This window comes from Pseudomonas sp. NPDC085632 (assembly GCF_044541255.1).
Lineage (GTDB): Bacteria > Pseudomonadota > Gammaproteobacteria > Pseudomonadales > Pseudomonadaceae > Aquipseudomonas.
In genome coordinates this window covers 137,032-161,130 of sequence record NZ_JBITSX010000009.1, presented here as the reverse complement: position 1 = coordinate 161,130, position 24,099 = coordinate 137,032, and the positions used below count along the sequence as shown (strand labels likewise).

General features: G+C 58.6%; 20 protein-coding genes and 1 pseudogene. 15 read left to right on the top strand and 6 right to left on the bottom strand.

Going from position 1 to position 24,099, the window contains the following annotated elements:
* The 5 genes from tssI to ACIF4X_RS10070 all read left to right on the top strand — a co-directional run.
* A partial coding sequence (gene tssI, locus ACIF4X_RS10090) for a type VI secretion system tip protein TssI/VgrG (RefSeq protein ID WP_397482006.1) occupies positions 1–2,770 on the top strand: 2,770 nt, incomplete at its 5' end.
* On the top strand, positions 2,767–7,422 hold the full coding sequence (locus ACIF4X_RS10085; protein WP_397482005.1) for an RHS repeat-associated core domain-containing protein: 4,656 nt from the start codon (positions 2,767–2,769) through the stop codon (positions 7,420–7,422). The genes tssI and ACIF4X_RS10085, both read left to right, overlap by 4 nt.
* A complete protein-coding gene (locus ACIF4X_RS10080) occupies positions 7,419–7,736 on the top strand; it encodes a hypothetical protein (RefSeq protein ID WP_397482004.1) in 318 nt (105 codons plus the stop codon). The genes ACIF4X_RS10085 and ACIF4X_RS10080 overlap by 4 nt, the downstream gene beginning before the upstream one ends.
* Positions 7,737–7,934: 198 nt before the next feature.
* Positions 7,935–8,198, top strand: a complete 264-nt coding sequence (locus ACIF4X_RS10075) for a PAAR domain-containing protein (protein WP_397482003.1) — start codon at positions 7,935–7,937, stop codon at positions 8,196–8,198.
* Positions 8,199–8,278: 80 nt separating this feature from the next.
* On the top strand, positions 8,279–8,674 hold the full coding sequence (locus ACIF4X_RS10070; protein ID WP_397482002.1) for a hypothetical protein: 396 nt from the start codon (positions 8,279–8,281) through the stop codon (positions 8,672–8,674).
* A gap of 110 nt (positions 8,675–8,784) precedes the next feature.
* Here the strand turns inward: ACIF4X_RS10070 and ACIF4X_RS10065 are convergent, their stop codons facing one another.
* Positions 8,785–9,933 carry an aldose epimerase family protein gene (locus tag ACIF4X_RS10065; protein WP_397482001.1) on the bottom strand — a complete coding sequence of 383 codons (1,149 nt, stop codon included), beginning with the start codon at positions 9,931–9,933 and terminating at the stop codon, positions 8,785–8,787.
* 343 nt (positions 9,934–10,276) lie between these two features.
* On the opposite strand from ACIF4X_RS10065, the gene ACIF4X_RS10060 reads away from it, so the two are divergent.
* From ACIF4X_RS10060 to ACIF4X_RS10045, 4 genes are all read left to right on the top strand, one after another.
* Entirely contained in the window at positions 10,277–11,026 is a 750-nt protein-coding gene (locus ACIF4X_RS10060; protein ID WP_397482000.1) for a hypothetical protein, read from the top strand.
* A gap of 195 nt (positions 11,027–11,221) precedes the next feature.
* Positions 11,222–12,436, top strand: a complete 1,215-nt coding sequence (locus ACIF4X_RS10055) for an MFS transporter (protein WP_397481999.1) — start codon at positions 11,222–11,224, stop codon at positions 12,434–12,436.
* Between the two features lie 235 nt (positions 12,437–12,671).
* On the top strand, positions 12,672–13,457 hold the full coding sequence (locus ACIF4X_RS10050; protein ID WP_242207532.1) for a sulfite exporter TauE/SafE family protein: 786 nt from the start codon (positions 12,672–12,674) through the stop codon (positions 13,455–13,457).
* Positions 13,458–13,464: 7 nt separating this feature from the next.
* A complete protein-coding gene (locus ACIF4X_RS10045; protein WP_397481998.1) occupies positions 13,465–13,791 on the top strand; it encodes a hypothetical protein in 327 nt (108 codons plus the stop codon).
* A gap of 34 nt (positions 13,792–13,825) precedes the next feature.
* Here ACIF4X_RS10045 and ACIF4X_RS10040 read toward each other — a convergent pair whose 3' ends face one another.
* Entirely contained in the window at positions 13,826–14,290 is a 465-nt protein-coding gene (locus ACIF4X_RS10040) for a GNAT family N-acetyltransferase (protein ID WP_397481997.1), read from the bottom strand.
* 208 nt (positions 14,291–14,498) lie between these two features.
* Here ACIF4X_RS10040 and ACIF4X_RS10035 point away from each other — a divergent pair, with 208 nt between their 5' ends.
* Complete coding sequence (locus ACIF4X_RS10035; protein WP_397481996.1) at positions 14,499–15,062, top strand: DUF4174 domain-containing protein; 564 nt, start codon at positions 14,499–14,501, stop codon at positions 15,060–15,062.
* 176 nt (positions 15,063–15,238) lie between these two features.
* On the opposite strand, the gene ACIF4X_RS10030 is transcribed toward ACIF4X_RS10035, so the two are convergent.
* Positions 15,239–16,372: an AAA family ATPase gene (locus ACIF4X_RS10030; RefSeq protein ID WP_397481995.1), complete on the bottom strand. Its 1,134-nt coding sequence runs from the start codon at positions 16,370–16,372 to the stop codon at positions 15,239–15,241.
* Between the two features lie 526 nt (positions 16,373–16,898).
* Here ACIF4X_RS10030 and ACIF4X_RS10025 point away from each other — a divergent pair.
* Together ACIF4X_RS10025 and ACIF4X_RS10020 are read left to right on the top strand one after the other, a co-directional pair.
* Complete coding sequence (locus tag ACIF4X_RS10025; protein ID WP_397481994.1) at positions 16,899–17,189, top strand: DUF6124 family protein; 291 nt, start codon at positions 16,899–16,901, stop codon at positions 17,187–17,189.
* A gap of 16 nt (positions 17,190–17,205) precedes the next feature.
* A complete protein-coding gene (locus tag ACIF4X_RS10020) occupies positions 17,206–17,472 on the top strand; it encodes a hypothetical protein (RefSeq protein ID WP_093433981.1) in 267 nt (88 codons plus the stop codon).
* 92 nt (positions 17,473–17,564) lie between these two features.
* On the opposite strand, the gene ampC is transcribed toward ACIF4X_RS10020, so the two are convergent.
* On the bottom strand, positions 17,565–18,731 hold the full coding sequence (ampC, locus tag ACIF4X_RS10015; protein WP_397481993.1) for a class C beta-lactamase: 1,167 nt from the start codon (positions 18,729–18,731) through the stop codon (positions 17,565–17,567).
* Positions 18,732–18,891: 160 nt separating this feature from the next.
* Here ampC and ACIF4X_RS10010 point away from each other — a divergent pair, with 160 nt between their 5' ends.
* On the top strand, positions 18,892–19,764 hold the full coding sequence (locus ACIF4X_RS10010; protein WP_397481992.1) for a LysR family transcriptional regulator: 873 nt from the start codon (positions 18,892–18,894) through the stop codon (positions 19,762–19,764).
* Between the two features lie 102 nt (positions 19,765–19,866).
* Here the strand turns inward: ACIF4X_RS10010 and gudD are convergent, their stop codons facing one another.
* A complete protein-coding gene (gene gudD / locus ACIF4X_RS10005; RefSeq protein WP_397481991.1) occupies positions 19,867–21,210 on the bottom strand; it encodes a glucarate dehydratase in 1,344 nt (447 codons plus the stop codon).
* Positions 21,211–21,253: 43 nt separating this feature from the next.
* Positions 21,254–22,597: pseudogene (locus tag ACIF4X_RS10000) on the bottom strand (MFS transporter); the annotation flags it as partial.
* A 345-nt stretch (positions 22,598–22,942) separates the two neighbouring features.
* Here ACIF4X_RS10000 and ACIF4X_RS09995 point away from each other — a divergent pair.
* Complete coding sequence (locus ACIF4X_RS09995; RefSeq protein ID WP_397481990.1) at positions 22,943–23,656, top strand: FadR/GntR family transcriptional regulator; 714 nt, start codon at positions 22,943–22,945, stop codon at positions 23,654–23,656.
* A gap of 92 nt (positions 23,657–23,748) precedes the next feature.
* Positions 23,749–23,982, top strand: a complete 234-nt coding sequence (locus ACIF4X_RS09990; protein ID WP_397481989.1) for a hypothetical protein — start codon at positions 23,749–23,751, stop codon at positions 23,980–23,982.
* Positions 23,983–24,099 lie beyond the last annotated feature (117 nt).

Sequence of the window (24,099 nt, the reverse complement as noted above, 5' to 3'; positions counted from 1 at the left end):
GGCTTCGATCAACCTCGAAAGCGTGCTGCACAAACTGGCGTTTCTTCAGCTGTCGCCGAGCGGCAGCGGGATTCACGGGCTGGTCTACAGCATCGCCCAGGGCGAGGCGGGCAAGCGCCTGACCCGTTACAAAATCTCCTTGCGTCCGCAACTGGCGTACCTCGCGCATCGGGTCAACCAGCGCATCTTCCAACAGATGACCGTGCAGCAGATCATCAGCCAGGTGCTGGAAGAGCACGGCATTCTCGCCAGCGATTACCACTTCCAGCTCAGCGCGATTTATCCCGAACGCATTTACTGCGTGCAGTACGACGAGTCGGACCTCGATTTCATCCAGCGCCTGTGCGAGGAGGAGGGGATTCACTACCACTTTCAGCACACCACCAGCGGCCACAAACTCACCTTCGGTGATGACCAGACGGTGTTCCCCAAACTGGCGCCCGTGGCCTATCAGCAAGACTCCGGGCTGGTCGCGGACAAACCGGTGGTCAAGCGTTTCGGCCTGCGTCTGGCCACGCGCACCAGCCGTACGACACGGCGCGATTACGACTTCGTCAAACCGAAGATCGAGCTGGAAAGCGATGCCAAAAGCAGCGCCCAACCGGATCTTGAGGACTACGACTACCCGGGCCGTTTCGTCGATCGCGAGCGCGGTAAACACCTGGCCAATCGCGCGCTGGAACGTCATCGCAGCGACTATCGTCTGGCCGAAGGCAACAGTGATCAGCCGATTCTGGTCAGCGGGCATTTCCTCGCCCTGACCGAACACGCAAACCCGACGTGGAACGACCTGTGGCTGCTCACTGAGATCTTCCACGAAGGCAAACAGCCGCAAGTGCTGGAAGAGTCGGTGACCAGCGACACAACGGACAACAAGGACGATTTCCACCAGGGCTACCGCAACCGCTTCAGCGCGATCCCGTGGGACGTGCCGTACCGTCCGCCGCTCGATCACCCGAAACCGAAAGTCCTCGGCACCCAGAGTGCCGTGGTCTGCGGCCCGGAAGGCGAAGAGATCTACTGCGACCAGTACGGCCGGGTGAAGGTGCAGTTCTTCTGGGACCGCGAAGGCAAGCACGACGACATGACCAGTTGCTGGATGCGTATCGCGTCGAGCTGGGCCGCGGAAACCTTCGGTTCGATCAACATCCCACGGGTCGGCATGGAGGTGTTGATCACCTTCCTTGAGGGCGATCCCGATCAGCCGCTGATCACCGGTTGCCTGTACCACGGCGCGAATCTGCCGCCGTACAAGCTGCCGGATTTCAAGACCCTGGCCACGGTCAAGAGCAAGGAATACAAGGGCAGCCGCGCCAACGAATTGCGCATCGACGATACCACCAGCGAGATCAGCATTGCGCTGCGCAGTGACCACGGTGCGAGTGCGATCAACCTTGGTTATCTGACTCATCCGCGCCCGAGCGGTGGCCAGCCGCGCGGTGAAGGTTTTGAACTAAGAACCGATCGCCACGGTGCGGTGCGTGCGGCGGCCGGTCTGCTCATCACGACTGAGCCGCGCCCGAACGAATCCAAGCATCACAAGGATCTGCCGGAAACCGCCGAGCGCCTCGCGACTGCCAGCGATCAGCAAGATGGATTCGCCGTTCAAGCCAAAGAGTTGCAGGCCCAGGAAGCTGGCGATCAGGACGACGTCGCCAAAGCGCTGCACGCTCAGCATCAAGGCGTACTCGGCTCGGGTCCTGCGAACCTCACTGCCAACGAATTCCCCGAGTTCACCGAGCCGCATCTGGTCCTCGCCAGCCCGGCTGGTATTGCCCTGACCACGCCGCGCTCCAGCCACATCGCCACCGGCGAACACCTGGCGCTGAGCAGCACCGGCCACACCAGCCTGTCGATCGGCAAACGCCTGCTGGCCAGTGCCAGTCGCGGCATGCGCCTGTTTGTGCAGAGCATGGGCTGGCGGCTGGTCGCGGCCTCCGGCGACATCGACGTACGCGCGCTGAAGGACAGCATCAACCTGCTGGCCAAACTCAACATTACCGCCAACGCCGACCGCATCACCATCACCGCAAAAACCGAACTGGTGATTCAGGGCGGCGGCAGCGCCACCACCTACAACGCCGGCGGCATCACCCACGCCACCAGCGGCCCGTACACCGCGCACGCGGCGAACTTCGCCTACACCGGGGCGAAAAGTCTCGCTGGGGTATTCCCGGAACCACCGAAACCGGGCAAGGGCAACCTGGAATTGTTCAACCAGTACGCTGGGCGTCAGGGCATCAAAGAGGGCGATTACGAAGTCATCGATGCGCTGGGCAAAAGCATCAAGGGCAAGCTCGACGGCAAGGGTTTCGCCAGTGTCGCCGGCGCCGCACCGGGGCCTGCGCGGGTGCTGTTCGGTAAAGACCCGGCGGATACCTGGAGCGATGGCAGTTACATCGGCAAGCCGGAATGGCCGTTGAATCCGCCGGGGCCTGAAGAGGTGCCGAGCCAAGTGCAGGCGATGGTCGCGCAGGTGTTGCCGAGCAAGAGTTGGGAGATGTTGGAGAAGGGCAAGGACATGGCGCAAACAGGGATGAGTGCGATGCAGACGGCGCAAGGTGCGATGCAAACGGCGCAGCAAGTGAAAGGTGTGGTGCAGGGCGGGGTGGCGGGGTTGCCGAAGCTGGCGAGTGCGGTGTTGCCAAGTGCGTCGGGGCTTCTAGGGGCGGCGAGCAAGGCGGGCAAGTTGCCGAGCCTGCCTGCACCGAGTCTGCCAAAACCTTCCTTGAAAACCCCGGGCCTGTTGGCGGGTGAGATGCTGTCATGACTAATGAAGTAGCTGCTGTAAAACGTGAACCTCAGGTTGCCATCGTTCCACTGAACGCCATCGACATTCAGGACGTCGCCAGCAGTGCGGCAACCTTCGATGCTTGGCTGCAATCGGCTACGGATGGCGTGGTCACGCTTGATCGAATCAAGAACTACGCCGGCTTCCTGCCGGTGGTGGGCAACATCATGGCGCTAGTCGATGCGCTGGGTGACATCGTCACCCTGTCGAACGCCAAGCAACGCGACTTGCTCGCGTGGGCCAGCCTGGGCATCAACCTGATTGGCGTATTGCCTTTGCCGCCGTCGATGGCAGCTGCGCGCATGACTTTGCGCCCGACGCTGTTTCTGGTGCGTCAGGAAATGAGGGCCAGTAGCAAATTGCTGCTGAGCACTTCAGTGATTGAAGTGTTGGTCGGTCACCTGAACGCCTCGATTATCGGCACCCTCGATGATTTTGTTGAGCAAGCCAAAGGTAAGTTGCCGGGTATTCTGGCGGACGCTGGCAAGCTCGGTGAAGAAGTCATCAATGAGATTGCCAAAGGCATCGAAGCGGTGGCGTTCGGCAATCTGGATGCCAAAGGTGATCTGAATGCAGCCAGCGCCCAGGCGAGCGCCGCAGCCGATCAATTCAAGAATGATCCGCTGGCCTCATTCAGCAATGTTTTCGGGGCTGCCAACAGCGCCCTGAAGTCGGCAGGCAAAGGCCTGGCCAACAGCGTGGCGCAAAACCTTGTCCCCGATGACTTCAAAAAAACCGTTTCTGACGAAACCAAAAAACTGCGCGCCATGGGCCCGGAGCTGCGTACGCAGTTGAGCAAGCTCGACGATGAGTCGGTGCAGAACTCGATCGGCTGGTTGCTGCTGATCCTCTCCAGTGCCGTGACCTTGTGGCGCAAGCGCAATGCCCATGGGCAGAACGCCGCGGTCCACCCGGACAAGACCGGTCAGGCGAAGCGTACGGCATCCGAGGGGCAGTTGGCCTCTAACGGCCAACAGGCTTCGGCGACTCACGCACCCGAGCCGAAAAAAAACTGCGCCTGCGCCAGCACGGGGCGCAGTATCAATTTCGCCATAGGCTCTGAAAGCCTCAGCCATACCGATTTCAGCCTGCCCGGCCCCTTCCCGATCGAATGGACGCGCACCTACAACTCACGCCTCGACGCCTACGATCAGAGTGAACTCGGTGCGCGCTGGATCAACGAATTCACCACACGTTTCGACTGCGTGGACGATGGCCTGACCTTCTACGGCGCTGACGGCCGCGACCACAGCTACCCACTGCCAAAAGTCGGCCTGTTCCACTACGACGCCATCGAAGACATCACCCTGGTCCGCAACAGCGAAGATCAGTTGTTGCTGTGCCGTGGTTTCGAGCGCAAGGAAACCTACGTCCGCCGTGGCCAGCGCTTTGTGCTGAGCAATATCTCGCTGCGCAACGGCGCCGGGATGATGCTGCATTACGAGCATCGTCACGGCGAACACTCGGTGCTCTCCGACCTGATCACCTATCAGGAAAACGACTTCACCAAAGTCCATTTGCACCTCGGCACGATGATCGACGATCACGGCCGGTTTATCGGTGTCTGGCAGATCGTTGATGGAGAACCGCTGCGCCAGCTGTGTGCGTACCAGTACGACGCCTATGGCGACCTGATTCAGGCGCAGGACGAGAGCGGTGCAGTCTGGTCGTATCAGCTCCAGCATCACCTGATCACCCGCTACACCGACCGCACCGGGCGCGGCACGAACCTGCAGTGGGACGGTTCGAGCGCCAAGGCCAAAGCCGTGCGCGAGTGGGCGGACGACGGCAGCTTTGATACCCGTCTGGAGTGGGACGAGAACATCCGTCTGACCTACGTCACCGATGCCCTCGGCAACGAGACCTGGCACTACTACGACATCCTTGGCTACACCTATCGCATCCGCTACGCGGACGAGCGTTCGGAATGGTTCTTCCGCGACGAGGCGAAGAACATCGTGCGCCGCGTCAATGCTGACGGCAGCACCGATCGCTACAGCTACGATGAGCGCAGCAACCTGCTCGAACACATCCGCGCCGACCATACCGTGATGCATTACGCCTACGACGATCAGGACCTGCTGATCAAGATCAGCGACGCCGAGGGCGGTCAGTGGCAGCGCGCCTATGACGACCAGGGCAATCTGGTCGAAGCGCTCGATCCGCTGGGCAACAAAACCGAATACGCCTACAACAAATCCGGCCTGCCCACCGCGATCAAGGACGCCAACGGCAACGAAAAGACGTTGGACTACAACGACGCCGGGCAACTGGTCGAGTACGTCGATTGCTCGGGCAAAACCAGCGCGTGGGAATACAACGAACTCGGGCAGATGACCTGCTTCACCGACGCTGCCGGCAACGCCACCGAATACGAATACAAGGCCGGGCAATTGGTGTTGATCAAGCACCCGGACAAGACCGAAGAGCGCTTTGAGCGCGACGCCGAAGGTCGGTTGTTGGCGCACGTTGATGGACTTGATCGTTGCACCACGTGGAGCTACAGCGCTGCCGGTTTGATCGCCGAACGCATCGACGCAGCCGAACAAACCCTGCGCTATCGCTGGGACCGTCTCGGACGGTTAACGGCTTTGGAAAACGAAAACGAACAACGCGCGCACTTCCACTACGACCCGGTCGGTCGTCTGCTCGAGGAACGCGGTTTCGATGGGCGCAGCACGCGTTATCAGTACGACCCACTGACCGGTCGCCTCGCCCAATCGATCAATGGCCAACGTGTCATCTCTTTGAGCTTCGACCCGATGGGCCGTTTGACCGAGCGTCGCGCCACTCTGGGCGATCAGTCGCAAAGCGAAACCTTCGCCTACGATGGCAACGGCAATCTGGTGCTGGCCGACAACGCCGACAGCCGCCTGCAATGGTTCCACGACCCGGTCGGCAACCTGCTGCGCGAGCACCAGCATTACCTCGGCCTGGAAAAGCCCACCGTCGCGATCTGGCAGCACGAGTACGACGTGCTCAACCAACGAGTCGCCACCGTGCGCCCGGACGGCCACCGCGTCAGCTGGCTGACGTACGGCAGCGGCCACCTGCTGGGCCTGCGCCTCGATGAACACGAACTGATCGGCTACGAACGCGACGACCTGCACCGCGAAGTCGCCCGCCATCAAGGCAACCACCTGCTGCAAACCCAAAGCTGGGACCCGGCCGGCCGTTTGCAAGAACAACTGCTGGGACGCAGCGACGACAAATCCACACTGCTCAAACGCGAATACAGCTACGACGCCGCCGGCCAACTGACCGACATCAACGACAGCCGTCGTGGCCCGCTCGCCTATCGCTACGATCCCGTCGGCCGATTGCTCAGCGCCACCACACGTCAAGGCGTGGAAACCTTCGCCTTCGACCCGGCCGGCAACCTGCTCGACGACAAGGCGACAGAAATTCGCCGCCCACTGGACCTGACCCCACCGCGCAGCAAACTGGTCGACAACCTCCTGCGCGAATACGCCGGCACGCATTACGACTACGACGAACGCGGCAACCAGATCCAGCGCTGGCACAACGGCCAACGCAGCGACCTGCGCTGGGACCTGTTTGATCGACTGGTGCATTTCGAAGACCCGCGCCTCAGTGTGGATTTCGCCTACGACGCACTGGGACGACGCCTGCACAAAAACTCGCGTGCGCACTACAAGCAGCGGCCTGAAGCAGGCTCTCTCTGGAACAGAAACGAACACGCGCGCAAACAACGCGAACTCGGCTGCGGCTTCACCTTGTACGGCTGGGATGGCGACAACCTCGCCTGGGAAAGCAGTCCGGCACAGAGCGATGGCGAACCCGGCCGCACGGTGCACTACGTCTTCGAACCCGGCACTTTTGTTCCTGTTGCACAGGCTGTACGGCATGCGCCAATTGATCTGATTGGGCTGCCGGATTACAGCGGTGAATACAGCCTTGATGAAGATCCAGTGTGGAATCACAAGGCAACGGCATTACCGTTTGATGCGGTGGCCTGGTATCAGTGTGATCACCTCGGCACGCCGCAGGAGCTGACCGATTCCCAAGGCAACATGGCGTGGACCGCACAGTACAAGGCGTGGGGACAGGTGACGGAACAGCGCTCGGAGTGGGCGCGGCAGCATGGCGTGAAGAACCCGATACGGTTCCAGGGGCAGTATCACGATCATGAGACGGGGCTGCATTACAATCGCTACCGATACTACGATTCTGAGGTAGGGCGTTTCATTTCACAGGACCCGATTGGGCTGGCTGGTGGACTGAACCTTTATCATTACGTACCTAACCCGCTGGAGTGGATTGATCCACTTGGCCTTTCCGCCTCTTCTGATCTACCTCGGATGAAAGGTACGAGTATTCCTCGCGCCGGTAGAACGTTGAACAGCGCTGGATTTTCGAAAACCAAAGACAATGGGGTTAACGAAACCTGGAAGCATGCAGACGGTTCAGAGGTCAGGGTTCACAAGTACGGAAACTTGAATGCCTGCCCTCACAAATCTGGCAACAATGCACACATCCATAAACAGGATCCGTCCAATCATCAACTGGATGATGAGGGTAAAGTTTCCACCGATCCTAATAAAACTCACATTGGCATTCGTAATCCTGCCGATTTACCAGCTGTCCGAGGGAGACCACACGGATCATGAGTTATGAATACAAATTGGTGTTTGACGACAACTCTACAGCTCAGCATGTCATCGACATTGTTAAAGCTAGTAGTGCTTGTGTTCGCTCGGGCGACGGTGATCTTTATTTGAAGGATCACTCGTTGAATAGCAGTGGGGCTTACGATAGTCGTCTCATTTATGGGGATGATGAATCCCTGTGGCTCCAAGTGAATTTCCAATCAGCAGAACTGTACGCCCTACTTAAAACAGCACTCAATGGAAGAAATTTCAGGTGTCTTGAAGATGGGGACGAGGATGAAGAGGTTGGCTTAAATGAGGCCTTCCGCGTGTAGGTTGACTCTCGGTAAAATTGCAGCCGAATAGCCACTTTTTAATCTCTAAAAATTTATGAAATATATCAGGGGCAGGCCACGTTTTTGAAGGTTGATTAAACGCAACCTGCCTCTGATAAAAATCTCTGCCATTGGTGGCCGAAAGACGCGAAATTGATCGAGGCTGCAGTCAACCCTCGTAGTCGAAGGAGTGACAACATGAAAGACGCCATTCGCTTGGGCGACTCCACCACTCACGGTGGCAAAGTCCTCGAAGCCTTTTCCCAGACCGACCTAAACGGCAAGCCCATCGCCGGGGTGGGTCACAAGGTCAGCTGTCCTCTGTGCAAAGGCATTTTTCCAATTGCCGAAGGCAGCAGCACTTACACCGTCGATGGAACGCCCATCGCGCTGGACGGCATGAAAACCGCCTGCGGGGCCTCGCTGATTGCCAGTGGCCCCAAAGGAGCGGTGGTCAGTTGAATCCGCGAGGGTGAGCTCTTCGTTCGCCCTCAGGAATACTGCAAGTAAACAACCTGGCTTCATCCATTAAAGGAATAAACATGAAGAACACCGCTTTGATCCTCGCACTGACCGCCGCTCTCGGCACCGTCAATGTTGCTCACGCAGAAGGACCGGACGCTGCTACGTTGAAAGGGATGTACGACACTGGGCGCAACATGTCCGGTCTGATTAACCATTGCGTTGACAAAGGTTTCCTGAAAGCTGAAAGCACTGCGAACGCCAATAAAATGGTGGCGTTTGTTGCCGGTATTCCAGGGCAGATGGACAAGAGCGACGGCGATAAGAACGAGGCGCAAGGTCGCAAGGGTGAGGTATTGGACGATGGTCAATACAAAACCCTGGAGGCCAATCTGCCGCCGAGTCTGACGCTGAAGCAATGGTGCGAGCAGGCGGATCAAGGCATGCGCCAGGGATTGGAGCGTGTGGGTCTGTAATCTCCTTGGTGATTGATCGTTCCCACGCGCAACAATGGAATGCCTCAAGGGACGCTCCGCGTTCCAGTTCGCGAAGGTACGCGGAGCGTGGGAACGATCAGCGTTGGAGGTTATTTGGCGGAGAACTTCAACACCACGCTGTGGCTGTAAGTCTGCCCCGGATCAAGGCGAGTGCTCGGGAAGTCCGGCTGATTCGGTGAATCCGGATAGTGCTGAGTCTCCAGGGTAAACGCGCCCCAGTGCGGATACACCTTGCCACCCTTGCCCTTGACCGTGCCGTCGAGGAAGTTGCTGGTATAGAACTGCACACCCGGTTCCGTGGTGAACAACTGCAGCACGCGACCGGATTGCGGATCGCTCACCTCAGTCGCAACTTTGCCGATATCACCCTTGGTATCCAGCGCCCAGTTGAAATCGAACCCACCCTGTTTCGGCTCAGCGAATTTCAGCTGCGGATGATCAGCCTTGATGTGCGTACCGATCGCGGTCGGTTTGCTGAAGTCCATCGGCGTGCCGGCCACGGGCGCCAGTTCGCCGGTCGGGATCAATTTGGCGGTGACCGGGGTGTAACGGCTGGCGTGCAGGGTGGCGACCTGTTTGAGGATGTCGCCATTGCCGGCGCCGGCGAGGTTGAAATAGCTGTGGTTGGTCAGGTTGAGCACGGTCGGTTTGTCGGTGCTGGCCTTGTAGTCGATGCGCAGTTCGTTGTTGTCGGTGAGGCGATAGGTCACTTCGGTGGTGAGGTTGCCGGGGAAGCCCATTTCGCCGTCCGCCGACAGATAGGTCAGGGTCACGCCGACGGAATCCTTGTCCTTGGTTTCCTGTGCTTTCCAGACTTTCTTGTCGAAGCCCAGCGTGCCGCCGTGCAGCGCATTGGTCTTATCGTTTTGCGGCACTTGATAGCGCTTGCCGTCGAGTTCGAACGCACCTTCGGCGAGGCGATTGCCGAAGCGGCCGATGGTCGCGCCGAAGTAGGCGGTGCCCTTCTGGTAGCCCTGCACATCGTCGAAGCCGAGCACGACGTCGTCGAACTTGCCGTGCTTGTCGGCGACTTTCAGCGATTGCAGGGTCGCGCCGTAGGTGATGACGGTGGCTTGCATGCCGTGGCTGTTGCGCAGGATGTATTGTTCGACGGGCGTGCCGTCATTGGTTTTGCCGAAGGCTTTGTGTTCGGCGCTGAGGCCGGCCGCGTTGGCGGAGAGGGCGGCGATCATCAGGGACAGTCCGAGGCCGGAGAGCAGGTGACGGGATTGAAGCATGGTTGACGTTCCTTTTTGTTGTTGTTTTCAAAATGGCGCCGATGCCGTGTAGGAGCTGCCGACGGCTGTGATCTTTTGCCTTTGATTTCAGAGGCAAGATCAAAAGATCGCAGCCTTCGGCAGCTCCTACATGGGTACTAGTCATGCTATTTGTTGTATGGAAGGAAATTTATAGCTGATGAATCGTTTATTTCAACAATAAAGACAGACTAATTGGTTGTGGCGAAGGTGCCGAAGGTCGGTTGGTCATGTGCACCACTGCACTTTTTCGCAATCGGCGGCTCTATCCATGGCCAGGATGCGGTGACTCCCGCCGCACAGGAACGTGCCTGATCGAGAATTCATGCCGAGCGCTTTTCATCTGATTGCCCCTTTTTTTCGTCGTCCGTGCTTGTTGCTCGTCTGTTTGTCGTCGCTGTTGTTCAGCGGCTGCAGCCATCAGGACGGCAACGGTTTTTTCAACCAGATGCGTGACGGTCAGCCGCAGGAATTTTTGCAGACCAGCGTCGACCGCATGGCCACGCTGGCGATGCGCGACAACCTCAGCAGTCTTTACCGCTTGCAAGGCAAGCTGTACTTGCGCAACCCGGACGAGCTGCGCAAGTCGGGTTTCCTCAACATCCATGCCGCGGTGAAACAGGTGCGCCAGGCCATCGAGCAGCAACAGCCGCTGCCGGTGTTGGGTGGTCGAAAGGATCTGGCCGCGCTCAGCTATGCGATGAGTCCGGAGTTTCTCGGTGATCGCGTCGGCGCGTTCATCTATGCAATCGGCAGCATGCTGGTCACCGCCCACGGCAATCGCACCGAGTTCTACATGACGGACGCGATCAACCCGACGTTCGTTCACAACGCCGCCCGCAATATCGAAAAAGCCACGTGGATTTTGTCCCAACGCCAGAACAAGGAGGGCCAGCCGCTGCTGTTTTCCAATGAGATCTCGGAGGAGGGCAGCAACCTGAGCTTCGCCACCGAGTTCGGCAAAATCGTTGCGCGACTGGACCTGATCACGCAGATGCTTGATGAGCGCTACCGGCGGATCGGCCTTAACTATGCGCAGAGTTTGCTGTTCCTGAATTTCTTGCCGGTGCAATGAGTTCCACGAAACCTGTGGTGTGCAGATATCAAATGTGGGAGCGAGCCTGCTCGCGAATGCGGTCCTTCAGGCGCTGAAGTGTTGACTGAACTAGCGCATTCGCGAGCAGGCTCGCTCCCACATTGATCCAATAGTGAAGGTTGTTTTTGTATACAATCCACCGCCACTATTGATCAAAAAGGAGCTGCACCCGTCATGACCGACCCCGCAAGCGCCGATTTCACTCGTGTCGACCGCAACGCCCGAGCGGACAAACTGCCTTATGCCGCGTTGCTGGCGTTTGCCATGACCGGCTTCATCGCCATCCTCACCGAAACCCTGCCCGCCGGGCTGCTGCCGCAAATCGGCGCCGGGCTCAATGTCAGCGAGGTGCTCGCCGGGCAACTGGTGACGCTCTTCGCGTTGGGTTCGATTGTCGCGGCGATTCCGCTGACCGTCGCCACGCGCGGCTGGCCACGGCGGCGGGTGTTGTTGATGACGGTTGGCGGGTTTCTGGTGTTCAACACCGTCACCACGTTCTCCAGCCATTACGGTCTGACCCTGGCTTCGCGTTTTCTCGCCGGGATGGCGGCGGGGCTGTCGTGGGGGATCATGGCCGGTTATGCGCGCGGCATCGTGCCGGAGCATCAACAGGGGCGGGCGCTGGCGATTGCCATGCTCGGCACGCCCGTGGCGTTGTCACTGGGCACGCCGGCGGGAACGTGGCTGGGCAACCTGATCGGCTGGCGCGCGTCGTTCGGGATCATGTCGGCGCTGGCCCTGGTGTTGGCCGCGTGGATTGTCATTGCGGTGCCGGATCGTCCGGGGCAAGCCAGTGCCGAGCGTCTGCCGCTGCTTGAGTCCATGCGTCTACCGGGCGTGCGACCGGTGTTGTTCGTGGTGCTGACGTGGATGCTCGGACACAACATTCTCTACACCTACATCGCGCCGTTTCTGATGCAGGCCGGGCTCGCCGACCGGGTCGACCTGGTTTTGTTGGTGTTTGGCCTGTGTTCGCTGGTGGGGATCTGGATTATTGGCATGCTGGTGGATCGCTGGTTGCGCTGGCTGACGTTGATCAGCCTCGCGGTGTTTGCCCTGACGGCGCTGGTACTGGCATTGGCGGCACCGTCACCGCTGGTCATTTACGCGTGCATGGCGGTGTGGGGCTTGTCGTTTGGCGGCTCGGCCACCTTGCTGCTGACCTCGGCGGCGGACTCGGCCGGTGAGCATGTCGATGTGGTGCAGGCGATGCTTACAACCTCGTGGAACGTGGCGATTGCCGGGGGCGGCTTGTTTGGCGGTTTGCTACTGGATCGCGCAGGGGCGATGTCGTTTCCGTGGGCGTTGCTGATTCTGTCGCTGATCGCGCTGGCCACGGTGTGGATCAACAGAACCCACAGCTTCAAGCCGGGCCGGCGGGTGCACTAACTATCGAAGCCAGCCACACAACCCCTGTTGGAGCGAGCCTGCTCGCGAATGCGGTGGATCATTCAACTCATGTGTCGACTGACACAACGTATTCGCGAGCAGGCTCGCTCCCACAGGGGGGAAAGAGTGGTGAGGTTGATATGGCATAACGATAGACCGCATCGATATATGTGGTTATAAGAAAAATCGCTATGCTGCGGGCCAGATTTTTCCTGTCGTTTTTCTGGACGGTTTAATGGAATTGGCAAATTTCGGACTGGTGATTGCCGGGCTGGTAGTAGGGTTTATCGTCGGCATGACCGGTGTCGGCGGTGGTTCGTTGATGACGCCGATCCTGCTGTGGTTCGGCATCAACCCGGCAACCGCGGTGGGCACTGATCTTTTGTACGCCGCCATTACCAAATCCAGTGGTGTGCTCGTCCATCGCAAAAACAAAAACATCGACTGGGCCATCACTGGTTGGCTGACCCTCGGCAGCGTGCCGGCGGTGGCCATGACTCTGTGGTTCCTCAGCACTCTGCACACCGCGCCGGACGCGATGAACGCCATCATCAAACAAGCGCTCGGCTTTGTATTGTTCGCCACGGCGCTGGCGATTTTCTTCAAGAAACGCTTGCTCGACTTCGCCCACAAACGCGCCGGCGGTAACTACAACCCAAGCGGTTCGCGCCTGAACGTGATGACCGTGATCACCGGTCTGGTCCTCGGCACCATGGTCGCCCTGACGTCGATCGGTGCGGGCGCCCTCGGCACGGTCGCGCTGTTCATCCTCTATCCGCTGCTGCCGACCCGCCGTCTGGTCGGCACTGAAATCGCTCACGCCGTACCACTGACGCTGGTTGCAGGCCTGGGCCACGCGAGCATGGGCAATATGGATTGGGGCGTGCTGGGCTTCTTGCTGGTCGGCTCGCTGCCAGGTATTTGGCTCGGCAGCCACCTGACCGGACGCATCTCCGATGAAGTGCTGCGCCCGTGCCTGGCGACGATGCTGGTGCTGATCGGTTACAAACTGGCGTTCTGATCCGGCCATGAGTGAAACCACTGTCCACTGCGATGGCCGCCTCGCTATCACCGTCGAACCGCGTGAGATGCGCATGAGCCATTGGCTGTACGCGCCGCAGGTAGTCGATCTGCAGCAGCAAAAAGTGCTACTGGATCTGAGCGAGAGTCTGTGGGATTTGCTCGGTACCGCCGACGAGACGGCCAATGGCATCGAACTGGTGCTGCGCAAGTACCCGGGCGATCGGGCGTCGGTGAGGTTGAGCGTTGAACTCGACAGCGGTGAACTCAAGCTCGGTGGACAACCCGTCGATCCTTCGCAATTGCTCTTGGCGCTCGATTCAGCGCTGGAGTGAGGCTGCACGCTTGCGGCGAGCCGCCTCACTAGGGTTAGCGCTCAATGACGTATTTCATCACCGTCACCTGCAAATCGTCGTAGACCAGCTCTTCAATCACTTCCCAACCCAGCCGTGCATACAGCGACTGCGACGTGTCGGTGTAGAGATACAACTCCCGCACACCCAACGCCGCCGCTTCTGCAACCACTCGATTGACCAGTTGCGAAGCAATCCCGCGACCGCGTTCCTCAGCCTTGACGTAAACCCCCGCCAGCCATGGCGTCAGGTTCGGGCGCAGCTTCAGATCACTTTCGATCAACAGCGCGCCGCCCAGCAGTCGCGAACCCTCTAGCGCTACCACGACACTCGGCACTGCACCTTTGCCGCAAGACTCGCGCATGTGTTCGATACGGTCCTCGACGGTTTGTCCGGGACGAAACTCGCCCCATTCCTGAAAATTGAGCGTGGCCAGTTCTTCGATCAATCCGGGGTGATCGCACAGGTAATCGATGTACATGCGGGGGAACTCCATTCCATTGGCAGAATCACCACCCTAATGCGGTCATAAAAGGTAATCAAATCCGCGTTGCGATCATGTCGGATATGTTGCGCAATGTCGCGCCTGTCCTAAGCTTCTGACTAGGCGGAAGATATTTGCCGGGTTGGCCCGGAACAATCGCCACGATGCGCAATCATTAGAGCGTGGATATCAAAAGGAGATGCGCATGCTCATCAGGTCATTGACCCTGACACTCTTGCTGGCGATTGCCGGCCCCTTGTTCGCCGCTGACAACGATTCGCCCATCGCCGGGGACATGGGCCGCGCCCGACCGCTGATCGTGATCGCACAAAGCACCGTCGACCCCGTGTGGGTGGCGCTGAAAAAGTCGCTGGAGGATCCCGCCAACAAAAAGGGCGTCACCGACCGCAACATCAAGGTCTACACCATCCTCAACATGTCCGGCCAACTCGACGGCAAAGACATGGGCCAGCAAGACACCATGGCGCTGCTGCGCTCGCTGAAACTCGGCGCCGGGGCGTATCCGAAAGTGTTCCTGGTGGGCAAGGACGGCGAGACCAAACTCTCGGCTTCGGGGGATGAAGCGAAAGCGCTGGATCTGAAGAAGATTTTCGACACCATCGATGCCATGCCAATGGCCGAGAAGGAAGCGGCCGCTGCGGCTCAAGCGCCGGTTGCTGCTACGCCGGAACCGGCAAAAGGTGCGAAGAACGCGAAGTCGACCAAGCCTGCGAAACCAGCCAAGCCGCCGGAAATGCCGGATGATTGATTGCATACTCACTGAATAAAAAACTCTCCCTGTAGGAGTGAGCCTGCTCGCGATAGCGGTGTATCAGTCACCATCAGCGTTGACTGATACACCGCTATCGCGAGCAGGCTCACTCCTACAATCTTTATTCCGTTACCTGCATATTTGCGGACACTGACGCCCTCACAGCAACTTGTCTATTCACTGCTATCGCCATCATCAAGCAGGTAAACCAGCACACCTTTGGTATCACCAATGATCAGTGGTGAACGCGTGGTCAACACGAACTGGCAATTGGGAAAGGTTGCACTTAATTGCGCAATCAAGACGAGCTGCCATTGCGGATCCATGCGCAATTCCACCTCGTCGATCAGAACAATGCCGTCACCGTGCAGCGGGTTGTCCATTGATGGATTCATCATCGCCAGACGCCTGGCCATGTCACCCACCAACGCAATCATCGACTTTTCGCCAAGCGAGAGCTGAGTGACATTGAATGTCGCGCCATGCTTGTCGATTACCATATGCAGATGGGGCTTGCGTTGTACGCGCAGGTTAGTGACGTACGGCATGAACGCAGTCAGAGCCGAACGAACGGCAGTCAATTGGCGATCGCGAGTGGAGGCTTTCAAATTGGAGAGCGCTTTCCAGGCGTCGCTGTCAGTACCGAATTTTTCCGCCATTTCGGCCAGTGCGGTATCGGAAATCCCATCCTCGTTTTCGCTGTCCTCACGTTCACGAAACCATTCAAAAAAACCGCGAAAGTCGGCGCCACCGTTGAAGCTGGTGTCATAGCCGTCGAGTTGATCAGAGGCTTGTTTGCTGGTGATTTTAAGCGGGATGTCGAGAACGCAACGTTCGGCTGGGTAATAAGCGATTAGTGGGAGTGAGGCGTTATCGTCGGCGGTGAGTTGAGTGCGGTAGTGGTCTGCAAGCAGTCTGACTTCGTTCAAATATCCACGGCCCGAGGCTGCACCTTCTTGTCGACTTCGGGCAGCGCCCCATACGAACAATTCGTTTTCGGAACCCGGATCACTGCCAGCTGCGCGCGGGTGTGAAAGGTCGGTGATGCCAATCGAAAGGACGGCTCCTGAGGCGCCGTTGCGAATGTCTTGATCGACAAGGTATTTGCCATTGCCCTTATTGGAGCGAATTTTTGCGACCAGCCAGCTCAGGCAAATATTCAGGGAATTAAGAATGGTGGTTTTTCCACTGCCGTTGTTTCCCACCAGCACCGTGATGTTCGAACAGTGTGTCGGAGTAGGGGCAAACTGAATATCCAGGTCGCCAAAGCGTCCGACGTTCGAGAGTTTGAAATTTTTGATTTCCATGACTGCGTCCCTTGAGCAGCGATCGGATTACATGATGCGTTGTGCATTGTCATGACAGTCACTGGCCGGTTCGATGCAAGTGTAGAGGCAATAAAATCAATCGCTAACCCAAAGTCGTTGCAGCATGTGCCGACGGAAACGTCTGACACAAAGGCCCTTCAGGTCCTGCGGATTTTTCCTGCAAGTCGCGGCGGCGGTGGTGAACTGGTGGGTTTTGGGGAGGAGGGATAGTCTTCTTAGGCCGCTGCAAAACAAAGTGGTCGGACGTGGAAGTCCGGTTGTCGGTTACATCCATCAATGTCTCAAAAGCGCATGTCGACGTTATTTATGTCAACATCGCCGCGTTTTTTGGCGGCTGTGCGCAGGGGCACTTTCGAGTGCGCCGGGTTTTGGTGGATTGGCCTGGTCTTCCACACCTGCGTACAGCTGCCACCCTCATGTGGAAGTGAGAAAGGTAGTTTTTCCCACAATTCACTACGGTACTTCAAACATGAAAAAACCAACGCCAAACCCTCCAGAATCCCCCATGGATTCAGGATCTTTCGACGCCAACAACCCCCGATTACGCAACCCCCGTCACCCCGATCCCATCAGCTACCTCTTCACCATCCTCCCCGATATCGATACGCCCACGCTGCTCTGCCACGCTTGCGAAACCCTTGCCTCATTGAACGTCCTGACCACCGACCTGGCCGCTGAACTGCAAGGTTCGCCGCGCAGTCTCGCCTTGTCGATTCAGCAGTTGGCTGTGCTCGGCGAGTTGCTGGTCAACCGTGCGCTGGACAATCTCGATCCACCGGCGGCAACGCAACATTGAACAGGGAGGTTCATACATGGCTCGATACATTCCAATTACCGGGATCGACTGCAAGATTCCCGCTCTGCTGATCGACCGCGAAGCACCGGTGGATGTGCTGCATGGCACGGCGGCTTACCGTTTGCGCTGTGTGACGCAATTGATGGAGACACTCGCGCTCGGTGACGGTAAGGGCCACGACGCCTTGCTGCTGCAGGATTTCGCACGGGTGATGGCGATCCCGTTGCGGGACAGTTGCGACTTGATGGATGTCATCGGCTGGAAGTTGCAGGCGCAGCTTTAAAGACAAAAGATCGCAGCCTGCGGCAACTCCTACAGGATCGGTTTTTCACTCGGTCAATGTAGGAGCTGCCACAGGCTGCGATCTTTTGATCTTTATTCAGCAACAGCGCTAAGAATTGTATGGGCGATTTTCACCCGCTCAGGAATCGGAAAGTTCTTGTTCGCCATGATCACGATGCCCACGTCCTTGCTCGGCACAAACGCCACGTAAGTCCCGAAGCCACCCGTCGAGCCGGTCTTGTTGATCAACACATCTTCCGGTTGCGGTTGCGGCGGATTCAGCCACTGTACCTTGTGTGCCTCCATGGCCATTTCCGTCGAGTTGCCCGTCAGCAAATGCTCCAGGCTGATCGGGTAGCGGTACATTTCCCAACCGAGGCCTTGGGTCATATCGCCAACCGTGTAGTAACCGGTGTGGGTGTTGGCGATGGTTTTTTGCAGGGCGGCTTCCAGCGTTTCAGGTTTCAGGTTGGCCTGCACGTAACGCAGCATGTCCACCGCGCTGGTTTTCACCCCGTAGGCCTGCGAATCCAGTGCACCGGGCGTGACGCGCACCGGTTTGCCGTTCTTGTCATAGCCCTGCGCATACAGATCCATTTGCGCGGCAGGCACGCTGAGGTAGGTGTGCTGCAAACCGAGTTTCGGCAGCAGGGTTTGCGTCATTGCCTGATCGAAAGGCTGGCCGAGGCTTTTTGCGGCCAGATAACCGAACAGTCCCAGACTCGGGTTGGAGTACTGACGATGGCTGCCAGCCGGATACACCGGTTTCCACTGCTGGAAATAGCCGAGCATCTTGTCAGACGAATCCGCGTTATCCGGGAACTGCAGCGGCAAGCCGCCGGCGCTGTAAGTGCCCAGTTGCACCACGCTGATGTTGTCGAAGGCGCTGCCCTTCAATTCGGGCCAGAGCTGACTGGCCTTGGTCGACAGGTCCAGTTTGCCAGTGGCTTGGGCGTAACCGGCGAGGGTGGCGGTGAAGGTTTTGCTCACCGAGCCGATTTCGAACAGGGTGTTTTCGCTGACTTTCTGCCCGGTGTCTTTACTGGCGACGCCGTAGTTAAAGTAATGCACCTTGCCGTTAACGGTCAGCGCTACGGTCAGGCCGGGAATGTTCTGCTGCTGCATCACGGGCGTTACCGCGTCGTTGACCAATGCTTGCAGCTGCGCAGCGTCGGGCGCGGCGGCGAGACAGGATGTGGCGCCGAAAAACAGGCCGAAAGCGGCGCAGGAAATGACTTTGTTTGAATGAAAGGATGGCATGAGTGAACCACTCTCCATGAGTGTTGATGACGTTATCCCGCTACACTGCGGGCGATTTCTTCGTTGGGCAACTGATCAGCGCGGCCAATCTAGTCAGCGCGACGCCAACCGACAAACGATGAAAACTCGCACGAGCCATTAGAAAAATTTGGGACTGGGCATGATTCGACCGCAATTGCCGCTCAATGCACTACGCGCCTTCGAAGCATCGGCGCGTCATTTGAGCTTCACTCGCGCCGCCGTGGAACTGTGCGTCACGCAAGCAGCGGTCAGCCATCAGGTGAAAAGCCTTGAGGCGCAACTCAATGTCACCCTGTTCAAACGCCTGCCCCGTGGGCTGATGCTGACCAGCGAAGGTGAAACCTTGCTGCCGGTGCTGAGCACGTCTTTCGATCACATCGCGCAGATTCTCGAACGTCTCGCCGGAGGACAGTATCGCGAAATGCTGACCGTCGGCGCTGTCGGCACCTTCGCTGTCGGTTGGCTGCTGCCGAGGCTGGCGGACTTCCGGGCGAAACATCCGCTCATAGATTTTCGACTGTCGACCAATAACAATCGTGTGGATGTCGCGGCGGAAGGTCTGGATTACGCAATCCGTTTTGGCGCGGGGGCGTGGCATGGCATCGATGCGACGCGTTTGCTCGATGCGCCGCTGTCGGTGTTGTGCGTGCCGGAAATCGCTCGGCAATTGCAGACGCCGGGCGATCTGCTGCAACAAACACTGCTGCGTTCCTATCGCACCGATGAATGGCCTGAGTGGTTTCAGGCGGCCGGGTTGGCGACCCAGGCTGCGCCGCCGCAAAGCATCGTTTTCGACTCGTCGCTGGCGATGATGGAGGCCGCATTGCAGGGGAGTGGTGTGGCACTGGCGCCACCGCTGATGTTTGCCCGGCAACTGGCGGCGGAGGCGATTTGTCAGCCGTTTGCGATCGAGATTACGACGGGGAGTTACTGGTTGACGCGGTTGCAGTCGCGCCCTGAAACGGCGGCGATGTTCGCCTTCAAAAACTGGCTGCTGCAAATCTCAAGCTGACACAAATCCTGTAGGAGCTGCCGAAGGCTGCGATCTTTTGATTCTGTTTTGAAGATCAAAAGATCGCAGCCTTCGGCAGCTCCTACAGTTATCAGTGAGGCATCAGCGCACCAGACACGGCCGCTTGTTATCGAACGTCCACCCCGGAATCAGAAACTGCATCGCCACGCTGTCATCCCGCGCACCGAGGCCCATGCCTTTGTACAGTTCATGAGCCTTGGCCACCTGATCCATATCCAGTTCCACGCCCAGCCCCGGCTTCTTCGGCACTTGCACCAGACCGTCGACGATCTGCAGCGGCGCCTTGGTCAAACGCTGGCCGTCCTGCCAGATCCAGTGGGTGTCGATGGCGGTGATCTCGCCCGGTGCAGCAGCTGCCACGTGGGTAAACATCGCCAGGGAAATATCGAAGTGGTTGTTGGAATGCGAACCCCAGGTCAGGCCCCATTCATGGCACATCTGCGCCACGCGCACCGAACCCTGCATGGTCCAGAAATGCGGGTCGGCCAGTGGAATGTCCACCGACTGCAACTGGATCGCATGGCCCATCTCGCGCCAGTCAGTGGCGATCATGTTGGTGGCGGTTTTCAGCCCGGTGGCGCGGCGAAATTCGGCCATGACTTCACGGCCGGAATAACCGTTTTCCGCACCGCACGGGTCTTCGGCATAGGCGAGCACCTGATGCTGATCGCGGCACAAACGAATGGCTTCTTTCAGTGACCACGCGCCGTTCGGATCGAGGGTAATGCGCGCGTCGGGGAAGCGCTCGGCGAGCGCCGTCACCGCTTCGATTTCGGCATCGCCACTGAGCACGCCGCCCTTGAGTTTGAAGTCCTTGAAACCGTATTTCGCATGGGCCGCTTCGGCGAGGCGCACCACGGCTTCGGCAGTCATGGCTTTTTCGTGACGCACGCGGAACCAGTCGTTGTCGGCGTCCGGCTCGCTGCGATAGGCGAGGTCAGTTTCGCGCTGATCGCCAACGTAAAACAGATAACCGAGCATCTTCACTTCGTCGCGTTGCTGGCCTTCGCCAAGCAACGCCGCCACCGGTACATCGAGATGCTGACCGAGCAGATCGAGCAGCGCAGCTTCGAGGCCTGTCACCGCGTGGATGGTAATGCGCAGGTCAAACGTCTGCAGACCACGGCCGCCGGCATCGCGGTCGGCGAAGGTCTGGCGCACTTGATTGAGGATCTTCTGCCAGGTGCCGATCGGGCTGCCGATCACCAGGCTGCGTGCATCTTCCAACGTCTGGCGAATACGCTCGCCACCGGGAACCTCACCGACGCCGGTATGGCCGGCGTTGTCCTTGAGAATAACGATGTTGCGGGTGAAAAACGGCCCGTGGGCGCCACTCAGATTGAGCAGCATGCCGTCGTGGCCGGCCACCGGGATGACTTGCATGTCGGTGATGATCGGGGCTTTGGCGGTGTCGTGTGCGGTCATGGTTTTTATCCTTCTTATTCGCAATCTTTAAAAATGGACAGCAGGCGTGCTTTGGCGCGGCATCGACCACGGGGATTTCAGCAGCAGGTTTCGGTGTGGTGCGCGCGAAGAAGACGATGATCGCGGCAATGATCGAGGTCGCCGCCAGGCCATAGAGACCGCCCTGAATCGAGCCGGTGTGTTCTTCGAGGAGGCCGAACGTGGTCGGCGCGACGAAGCCGCCAAGGTTGCCCACCGAGTTGATCAGCGCGATCACCGCCGCAGCGATACGGGCATCCAGATACGCCTGCGGAATCGGCCAGAACAGCGATGAAGCGGATTTGAAGCCAAGCGCGGCAAAGCAGATCGCAACGAAAGCAAAGATCGGCCCGCCGGTGGTGGACATGAACATCCCCGCAGCGGCGATCAACAGGGCGGTGGCGACCCACGCCTGCTGGTGTTTCCACTTGGCCGAGAACGAAGCGAAGGCGTACATGCCGATGATCGACAGCAACCACGGAATCGAGTTGAACAGGCCGACCTGGAAGTCGCTCATCTCGCCCATTTTCTTGATGATGCTCGGCAGCCAGAAGGTTGCGGCGTAGATGGTCAACTGAATGAAGAAGTAGATCAGGCAGAACAGAATGATCTGGCGGTCCTTGAGCAGTTTGCCCATCGATGGTCGGATGGGCGTCGCGGCTTCGCGGGCCTGCTGTTCAGCGTCAATGGCGTTGACCAGAGCATCCTGTTCGGCGCGGCTCAGCCATTTCGCGTCGTGAGGTTTGGCGTCGAGCCAGAACCAGACAAACACGCACAGGCCGACCGAGAACATCCCCTCAATGAAGTACATCCACTGCCAGCCGTGCATGCCCAGTCCGTTGATTTGCAGAAGCAGGCCGGACAGCGGGCCGGAGATCAACGAGGCGACGGCCGAGCCGCTGAGGAAGATCGCAATTGCCTTGCCACGCTCGGCACCGGGCAGCCAGCGGGTGAAGTAGTAGATTACCCCGGGAAAGAACCCGGCCTCGGCCACGCCGAGCAAAAAGCGCAACACATAAAAGTGGGTTTCGTTCTGGATGAACGCCATGCCGGCGGCAACCAGGCCCCAGGTGAACATGATGCGGGTCAGCCAGATGCGTGCGCCGACTTTCTGCAGCAGCATGTTGGAGGGCACTTCGAACAGCGCGTAACCGATGAAGAACAGCCCGGCGCCGAAGCCGTAAGCGGCGGCACCAATGCCCAGGTCATGTTCCATGTGGGTGCGGACGAAACCGATGTTCACGCGGTCAATGTAATTGACGATGAACATGATCACGAAGAGCGGCAGGACGTGGCGTTTCACTTTCGAGATGGCGGACGCGAGTGTCGAATCGACGCCCTCGTTCATCCCGGAGACGGAGGTTTTCACTTGATTTTCTCCCACTGATTATTTTTATGCGGGGTAGGGCAGGTCTTGCGTTGTTGATAGACATCATACAACTGGGAATTTTTGTCCTACAAGTGGGTGGGGCCGATTAATTTTATCTGGAAGGCCGATTTCTTATGCTTTTTCATATTTAGTCCCAGCGTTTATTGGCTTTTGTACTTTGAGGGTCGCGATAAATTTCCACGGCTGCGCACGAGTGATCTTCAAGGAGGCTTGGGTTTTCCCGATTTATTTGAATGTTGTCATACAAGTTTTGGCGCTAGAATGAATCCCGTCAGCCAGCCTCGCAATGCTACGATCGGCAAGCCCCGATCACCGGAACCGACCATGCAAGAAGACCTCGACGCTCCCGCCCGCAAACGTGCGCCCAACCTCGCCCATGATCTGGTGGAGAAGCTCACGCAAAGCATCCTGCTCGGCCAACTGTCACCCGGCGACAAGCTGCCCTCGGAGAACGCCATCGTTCAGGAACACGGCGTCAGCCGCACCGTGGTGCGCGAGGCGATTTCCAAGTTGCAGGCTTCGGGACTGGTGGAGACGCGCCACGGCATCGGCACGTTCGTCATCGAGCGCGCGGCGGAGCAGGGCTTGCGCCTGAATGTCGACACGGCGCTCGGTGTGCGCAGCATCCTTGAATTGCGCCTGGGCCTGGAAACCCAAGCGGCGGCGCTGGCGGCGCAGCGGCGTACGGAGGCGCAATTGCTGCAGATGCGTCAGGCGCTGGATGACTATCAACGGCTGCTCGACAACAACGACAGTTGCGTCGAGACAGATCGGCGCTTTCATCTGCTGATTGCCGAAGCCACGGGTAACGTCTGCTTCAGCGAGATCATGCAGCACCTGGGCAGCGCGATGATTCCGCGTAACCGGCTCAATGCTGCTGAACGTGGCGCGGCGGATTTGAGCAAGCTCGGGCAACTGGCCCACATGGAGCATGAGGCGATACTGAATGCGATCAAGCGTCAGGATGCGGATGCCGCGCGCGCAGCAATGTGGCTGCACCTGAGCAACAGCCGCGACCGCTTTTCCGCACAGGGTTGAGCGCCGTCGGTCTGGTCGATAGCACGCCGCTGCAAGGCCTGATTCCAAGTTGTACGGCCCGGGTTTTCCGGACCTCCTTGGTGAGGTGTGTCATGGCTAATGATTTGCTGTTTCAGGGTGGCGTGCTGCCCACCGACCCAACCCGGCCGATGCCCGGCACCGATGAGCCGACGCTGGCCGATCATGATTCACCGATGGGAATGCCCCCAGGGCGTGATCCATTGAGCGATGCTGACCGGCCCGAAGACTGGAGGGATCCGGCAGCGGATGATGAGGATGTGCCGCCGGCAGATGAGCCGACGCCGTTGTCGGATGATCGGCGCTGATCGGTGATTGGCTTTGATTAATGTGTTGTCTGTGCTGGCCCCTTCGCTGGCAAGCCAGCTCCCACAGGTTTTGCGGATGTCGCCGAAAACCATGTTCACCATAGAACTTTGTGGGAG